We start from the raw sequence: 5,459 nt of genomic DNA, 5'->3' as shown, positions 1-5,459 counted from the left end.
ACTGCATCCCATGTGTTGATGCAATTACAGATACTGATGTTCTCTGCTGCTGCATTCTTTTTTATGCTACCGTTACTCAAAAGAACAGAAACGATTACTTTAGATACCGACTGGTTTTATAGAAAAGGTGCTGATGTTTTTGTAAGGTTTGTAGATGGTGTTGTGATAAAGTATGGTAATGTTATTAAGAGAATATTGTTCGTTGATATAATCGAAAAAGGGAAGTTTGTTTTGAAGAACCCGGCAGGTTTGACAAAAGTAGTGTATAATATGGTGTATTATAAGGTTTTTGAAGATGATAAAATTAAATACAGTGAATACAAGGAGAAATTGGACAAGATCGAGGAGATAAAGATTGTTCCCCACATTGGTGATGCTCTGCTCTGGGTGATGATCTTCCTCTTTTTCTATTTGGTGATATACTACATATCGGTGGGCTAGAAAGCTAACGTTTGCATATCTGTTTGAAGATTTACTTTGTTTTTTTTGGCGATATCTTTCGTGTATTCCCCACTACTTTTTAGTGTCCATGATTTTTGGTTGTCTTGAAGATTTAACTGCAAGTACTTGAAAAGCTTTTCTTTGAGGCTAGGGGTAGTCACTTCAAAAAGTATTTCTACTCTTCTATCGAGATTGCGACCCATCCAATCGGCTGTGGAAAGGAAGATCCTGTAATGACCGTTGTTATGGAAATATAACACTCGGGGATGTTCTAAAAATCTGCCAATAATGCTTTTGACACGTATGTTATCGCTTATAGATTTTAAACCAGGGATAAGGGAACATATTCCCCTTACGATTATATCGATTTTGACACCAGCATTTGAGGCTTCATAAAGCTTATCGGTAAGCTGTTTATCGTAGAGGGAGTTTATTTTGATGATCATCATAGCTTCATGCCCGTTTTTGGCATGTTCTATCTCAGTATCGATTAGTTCTACCAACTTTTTCCTGATGTAAAAAGGAGCAATAAAAAGACGAGACCAGCCGAGGGGATCTGAATAACTCATAATGTAGTTAAAGAGATTAACTGTATCACTACCAATCTGGTCGTCACAGGTGAGAAAGTCTATATCTGTATAGAGGTTTGCAGTTATCTCGTTGTAGTTACCTGTGGAAAGATGGGTGTATCTTACTATTTTACCTTTTTCTCTTCTAACTATGATTAGAGCTTTTGCATGTATCTTAAGATCGACAAAGCCATAGGTTACGATACAGCCAGCAAGTTCCAGCTTTTTAGCCCATTCTAAATTTTTTTCCTCGTCAAAACGGGCTTTAAGCTCTATAACAACGCAGACATGTTTACCATTTAAAGCAGCTTTCTCAAGGGACTTGAGTAAAGAGGAATCTTTGTTAGCCCTATAAAGGGTCATCTTTATTGAGATTACATCGGGATCTTCTGAGGCTTCCGCTAAAAGTTTTGAAATAAAAGTAAGATCATTATAAGGTCTAAAAAAGAGCAGATCACTTTTTTTAATTATATTAAAAAGATTTTTAGTATTTGTAATTACGATATTGTTTTGATGAAAAGGAGGATATTTAAGATCGGTTCTATCCACGTCAAGGTTTATGAGGAATTTTAAGTCGATATACCGGTTATGAAAGTAAAGATCATTTTTAGTAAGATTAAAGGAATGGAGCAAAAGTTCTAAGGTATCGCTTGAGATAGAGCCTTTTATCTCCAGTCTTACAGGGGAGCCGAGTACCCTTTTTATAAGGGAATTTTGGATCTCTTTGTATAGATCCTCTACCTCCTCACTTTGGTAGCTAAGATCTGCATTTCTTGTTAGTTTAAATAGAAAGATTTGTAATATGTTGGAATCTTTATATAGAGAGTTGATAAAGCGAAGGATTATGTCATCTATAGTGAAAATATAAAATGATAAATCTTTTTGAAAGATATAAAATTTTTTTAAATTGTTTGGGATTATGATAATGGAATCATACCTGCTTGAATCTTTTTCAAAGGTTGTAAAGATATTTATGTTGAGATTATGAATAAAGGGAAAGGGGTTGGCAGGGCTGATGGTAATGGGGGTAATGGCAGGTAAAATTTCATTGAAGAAGATGGAGTCCAGTGGGAAAGAGTCGTGGTGGGAGTTAAAAAAAATAGAGTGGTTTGATAGCTCGCTGACTAAGTCGTTGAATATATTTTCTTGTAGCTCTATAAGCTTAGTAACGGTACATTTGATTTTTGAAAGCTGTTCTATGGGTGTTAGCCCACCGAGGTCTTTTTTTTCATAACCGAATTTTATCTGATCTAATAAACCAGCAACCCTTATCATAAAAAACTCATCTAAGTTGGAAGAAAAGATCCCTATAAATTTAAGCTTTTCCAGTAGAGGAACGTTGGGATCTATGGCTTCTTTTAGGACTCGTTCATTGAAGGACAACCAGCTTAATTCCCTATTAAAATAGAGATTATGCATAGTTTAACTTTGCCTCAAGGGTAATGGGAACTCCAAAGATTTCTAAGAAATCCCTGCTCTTGCGACTAAACACCTTTTCTTCAATATAAGGGATGTCCTTACATAGAGCAGTGACTTTGATGAGGGTGTCGGAGACTTCTAACTGTATGTCTTGAACAATCTGCATATGGCTAGCGTCCAGGGAATCGGCGATCTTTAAAAGAGCTACTAACTTTTTAACGATAAGTTGTTCATCTTGATTTAAATTGCCAAGCTTTTCATCTAACTTTAATTTTTTTTCTCTATGCATAAAGGATATTATGGATATAAGTTTAATGAGCTTTGGGTCATACCCCGGCATCTTAAAGGCATTTATGATGTATGAGGAGTGTTCATGATGGTTGTGTATATCGATATAGTATCCTATATCGTGAAGGATGGCAGATGCTTCAAGTACAAACTTGTCCCTTGAAGAAAGGGAGTGGAGATCTTCTAGCTCATCAAAGAGCTTTGTCGCGAAACTGGCAACATGTTTGGAGTGTTTTTCGTCTAAGTTATACTTCTTACCGTAAAAAAAGAGGTTTTTTATGAGGCGTTTTTGTAGATTGTTGTCCTTAATCTTTTTCGAGTAAAACAGGAGGAGCTGGTGGGGGAAGGTCTGTTTGCTGAAGATCATCTCCTTTGAGGATATAAGATTCATAAGTGATAAATATAGCCTTACCGTTGGGAGGAAGATCTCTCCGTTGTACTCTGTGATACTGAGCTCTTTTGAGATTGTAAGGGGATCTTTCGTTTTAAAGTCGTTATAAAGTTTTTCTAAATCAGATCTTTTTATTCTGTTCTGCTTTGGTGTGAGTACTTCGGTTAATAGGTTTATGGAGCTACCAGAGCCGATGAGATATTTTATATCCGAAATACTCTTACAATACTGTTTGATCTGATTAGACAACTTTTCAGCGTAGATATCGTAAGCCCTGTACTTTAATTCATTTTTAACATTTTTAACATATTCGGATATTCGAAGACTACCATAGGGTAAAACAGAGGAGAAGTGGTTTATTCCATCTTTGAAGATATTTATGCCGATGTTACCACTGGAAAAGTTTATCAAAAGAACACCATGTTCCTCATATTTTTTGAAATCTTTGATGTCATGTTTTATTGCTAAGTATTTTACATAAAGCTCTTCTAATTCATCTATTATGGAAAGTTCTATCCCTGTTTTGGTCTTTATCCTATCGATGAAGAAGTATCTGTTTTCAGCATCCCTAACAGCACTTGTGCAGATGGCTTTATAGTTCTTCCAGAGGTCATATTCTGTTAACTTATCGGCGAATTTTTTCATAATATCCACTGCCTTATTCAGGCTTTCTAAGGTGATAAAACCTTTTGAAAAAGTATCCCTCCCAAGTCTCAAGGGAGCCACAAGGTACTCAAGAAGGTTTTCTTTGCCATTTATAAACTCGCTGATCTGCATCCTTATGGCGCTGGCACCGATGTTTATTACAGCATACTGGGATGTCTTCATGTAAGTATCACCTTATAATTAGTATATTTTTCGAAGAAATCTTTTTTCTCTTCAAAATTTTCCCTTTCCATGGAGATATCACCAGTGAAATGTGGAGTGATTATAATATTATTATCGTTTATGGATATAGTCAAATCGGAAATCTTAGATTTTTGGGTTCGGTCTAATGCATCAGCTATTCTCAATATAGAGGTTAATTTTAAAACTTTTTCTATGTCCTGTTTTGATAGTAGATTGTATATATTATCAGATTTTTTTGGGAAACGTTTACGGTGGTATCTGGCAATCTGACTTATCATTATTTTTTCGTAACTATTAAATCCTATGAGATCTGTGTGTAAAATTAGGTACTCTGTGTGGAGATGGTGTTTAGAAAGGGCGATAAAGTTCCCTATGTCGTGCAGAACAGCAGCTGCATTTAAAAGCTCCCAGTCGCTTTGGTTTAGCCCCAGTATTCCATAGAGCTTGTCAAAAATGATCTTAGATAGTTTGGAGACATGCAGTGCATGGATCTCATTGAAATGGAATTTGTTCCCTATCTCTATCAGACGGGCATGGTTGACATCGATTTCTAATGTTTGGAAAGGTAGGTGGATGCCAAACAGATTTAAGGTGTTGATAATTAGACCTGTTCTGAGACCACCTGTAAAAGTATAAAACCCCCCTCTTCCTGTTATATCAAGTATCTGATCAAGCTGGATAGCAATGGGTAGGAGAATATCAGCCCTTTTCTCTTCAACCCCTTTTATTTTACAAATTGAGCTTGTCTTTTTTCTTTTAATATCGATAATAAAGCTCCTCAGGAACTCCCTTGTGACATATTTGATTTGGACAGAGCTATCCTTCTTTTCTTTAAGGTAGTAAACGTTGGCTATATTGTTTGATGTGCCGCCTGTACAGATAATTGTATCTATATGGAAATCGTTGAAATCTGCAAGTTCTTTTCTTAAAAACTGCTTTAAAGCTTCAATCTCTTCAAAGGAAGGAGGGTCTGATCTGAGAAACGTATGCTTGAGTCTTGCACCACCTAATTTTTTAGTAGCTACATATTTAATTTGCTCTTTTTCTGATATTATAAATTCAGAGCTACCTCCACCTATGTCGGTTATAAGGCTATTGTATTTTTTTAGATTGAAGCAGCTTCTTACCCCTAAAAAAGATAATTTGGCCTCAGTCTCACCATCTATAATTTCAAGGTTTATATTGTATCTCTTTTTTATGTTGTTTACTATCTCCATGCCGTTTGGAGAGGATCTAAGTGTAGCAGTTGCTACTGCTCTATGATAAACAACATTGTAGGAGTCAAGCAGAGACTTTATCTCTTTGAAAGACTTATGGAGCTTTTCGATGGAGCTTTTAGTGAGTTTGCCATTTAGAAAAAGATCATCACCTATTCTTATTAACTCCTTATATTCACAAACTATTTTATAACTTTTTTCAAAAACAGTGGCAATCTGAAGACGTAAGCTATTACTGCCTAAATCTATTACAGCAATATTGTTGTTTAAAATATCTACGTTCAT

Annotated in this window: 4 protein-coding genes; 1 reads left to right on the top strand and 3 read right to left on the bottom strand. The window is 35.6% G+C overall.

The features are described from left to right. Positions 1 to 441, top strand: a 441-nt coding sequence (locus N3C60_03860; GenBank protein MCX8084038.1) for a Na+/H+ antiporter subunit D, incomplete at its 5' end; no start/stop codon positions are given. On the opposite strand, the gene ppk1 is transcribed toward N3C60_03860, so the two are convergent. The 3 genes from ppk1 to N3C60_03845 form a co-directional block, all read right to left on the bottom strand. Beyond that, positions 438 to 2,429, bottom strand: a complete 1,992-nt coding sequence (gene ppk1 / locus N3C60_03855) for a polyphosphate kinase 1 (GenBank protein MCX8084037.1) — start codon at positions 2,427 to 2,429, stop codon at positions 438 to 440. The two genes, N3C60_03860 and ppk1, sit on opposite strands and share 4 nt — an antisense overlap. Further along, positions 2,422 to 3,936: an HD domain-containing protein gene (locus N3C60_03850; protein MCX8084036.1), complete on the bottom strand. Its 1,515-nt coding sequence runs from the start codon at positions 3,934 to 3,936 to the stop codon at positions 2,422 to 2,424. The genes ppk1 and N3C60_03850 overlap by 8 nt, the downstream gene beginning before the upstream one ends. After that, on the bottom strand, positions 3,933 to 5,459 hold a 1,527-nt coding region (locus N3C60_03845), incomplete at its 5' end, for a Ppx/GppA family phosphatase (protein ID MCX8084035.1). The genes N3C60_03850 and N3C60_03845, both read right to left, overlap by 4 nt.

Source organism: Calditerrivibrio sp., from assembly GCA_026415135.1.
Lineage (GTDB): Bacteria > Chrysiogenota > Deferribacteres > Deferribacterales > Calditerrivibrionaceae > Calditerrivibrio.
The sequence above is the reverse complement of the archived record's forward strand: the minus strand, read 5'-3'. Positions and strand labels throughout refer to the sequence as shown.

Excerpts from the sequence above, each read along its gene's own strand:
- ppk1 (MCX8084037.1), bottom strand. The coding sequence starts at position 2,429 with ATGCATAATCTCTATTTTAATAGGGAATTAAGCTGGTTGTCCTTCAAT.
- N3C60_03850 (MCX8084036.1), bottom strand. The coding sequence starts at position 3,936 with ATGAAGACATCCCAGTATGCTGTAATAAACATCGGTGCCAGCGCCATA.